The organism is Colwellia sp. MB3u-45, from assembly GCF_014077005.1.
In the GTDB taxonomy this organism is placed as follows: Bacteria; Pseudomonadota; Gammaproteobacteria; order Enterobacterales; family Alteromonadaceae; genus Cognaticolwellia.
Genome location: NZ_JACGVC010000019.1, coordinates 1 through 2,059, shown reverse-complemented (window position 1 = coordinate 2,059; position 2,059 = coordinate 1). Strand labels below are relative to the sequence as shown.

Below are 2,059 nucleotides of genomic sequence, written 5' to 3'. Positions count from 1 at the left end.
TTTGACCCTTTCTTTGCTGATATGTCGGTGACCATTATGGGCGGATTAGCGTTTGCCACTATCTTGACCATGATAGCCGTACCTGTGCTTTATAGTGTTTTTTATAAAATTAAGGTAGAGAAAGTGTAGTTTTAATTATTTAGGACGGTCACGATTAACAAAAAAAGCGAACATTAATATGTTCGATTTTTTATGTTCACGCATCCCCAGACACTTGAGCTTTCAGACCTTAGTGAGTCCATTCAGCTCAGATGAAAGCAGGACGATATATGCTTTTCCTATGGCAAATTTAACACTTTTTTCAATGGCGCTAAATGTTGCTCAAAATGTCGCCATTGCTCAGTGGCACTTTTATAAATGGGTTGACGCACTTGCTCAGAGCTTGGAGTTTTAATATTGCGCTTGGTTTTATGAAAATCGACACAGGATTGTTCAAACTCTAAGCCACAAAAATCAAGTATTCTTCGTACTTGTGTTTCTAAATCATCAACCACATCTTCATGATTTACCTTTAATACATAACCCGGTAAGACACCATCCCAATGTGCCATCAATTTTAAATAAGCTTGATAGTAACGACCCATGTCTTCAAGCTTGTAACTAAAATCTTGTCCTTCGGCAAATAATTGTTTAAAACCGCTAAAACAACAAGCCATGGGTGAGCGTCTGGCGTCAATAATTTTAGCATTGGGCAGTATTAATCGGATCAGGCCAATATGAAGAAAGTTATTGGGCATTTTATCAATAAATAAGGGTGCCTTTTCTCGGTAGACTTGAGTTTCGTCAATAAATTGCTGACCAAAGCGTTTGAAATACTCGGGATTAATTTCATTTAAGTTTTTAGGATATTGGGCTTCTTTATCACTTTGACTGGTACTCCGGCCCCGTAGCCGTGATGCCAAGCCTAATATATTGTGTAGCTCCATCGTGCCGTCAACTTGACTATGTGAAGCCAATATTTGTTCAAGTAGCGTAGAGCCTGCGCGCGGTAAACCAACAATAAATATCGGATCGGGTAAATTAAGCCCTAAATTTCCACGGCTCTCAAACAGCCCGGCGGTACAGTATTTAATTTGCTCTGCAACTTGTTTTTCTACTTTGCTGATGTCAAAGCCACTATGAGCATGTTGTAATTTATTGCCTTCTTGGTAGGCTTGAAAGGCTTGGTTATAGTCTTTTCTGTCTTCAAAGGCTTTACCGGTAGCAAAATGGAGTTGAACCTTATCTGTTAGTGCTAAGGCTTTATTATTTTGCTGTGTTTGCATTTGCGCAATTTCTTCATCACTAAAGCGGTAGGTTTTAGTATTGGCTAAACTCCAAAAAGCATCACCATAACTTGGGTTTAGCTGGTAGGCTTTTTGGTAAGCCGTAATGGCTTTTTTTATGTCACCTTTAGTTTTTAGCGCATGGCCTAGCTGCAGTTGAAAGCCTGCAACTTGATCGTTTTGCTCTACCGCTTGTTCAAATAGGATGATGGCTTGCTCTATTTTACCTAAACCTGTTAAGGCACTCGCTTTAGCGACTTTGAAGCTCAGGTTGTCAGGTTGTATAGCGAGTAACTTTTCAACTTGCTGTTCTGCCACTTTGTATTTACCTAAACGAATAAGTAAATTGAGGTACTGAGAGCGCGCATTTATATGATTGGGCGCCAACTCAAGGGCACTGGCCAGTAAAAATTCAGCATCGTCATAAATTTTTAGCTCTACACCTATTTCAGCAAGCAGACACATGCCATCGATGTGGCGTTTATTATCTTGTAAAAAATGTCGACAAATTTGTTCCGCTTTTAATAATTTCCCTTCGTACATTAATTCAGTTACCGCGAGTAAGGCCGGTGGTAATTTTTTTAGTTTCTCTAACTGATTTGCGGCTTTTTGCATATTGTCTTGTTGCTTTTCATCTCGGTACAGGTGAATTAATGCTTGCCAACTAGTGACTAAACTCGGGTTAAGTTTTACCGCCTTTTCAAATGAAATTTTAGCCAGTGCTGGTTCATCTAAGGCTAAATGGATAAAGCCTTGTTCTTGATTAGCACGGCTATGTGTTTCATCGAGTTTAA

The 2,059-nt window shown here is 39.3% G+C and carries 1 protein-coding gene; it reads right to left on the bottom strand.

Annotated features, from left to right (window positions below; all coding sequences use genetic code 11):
- Window positions 1-278: 278 nt before the first annotated feature.
- Window positions 279-2,059: tetratricopeptide repeat-containing sulfotransferase family protein (locus H4J41_RS00100; protein WP_182134717.1), on the bottom strand; the 1,781-nt coding region annotated here is incomplete at its 5' end.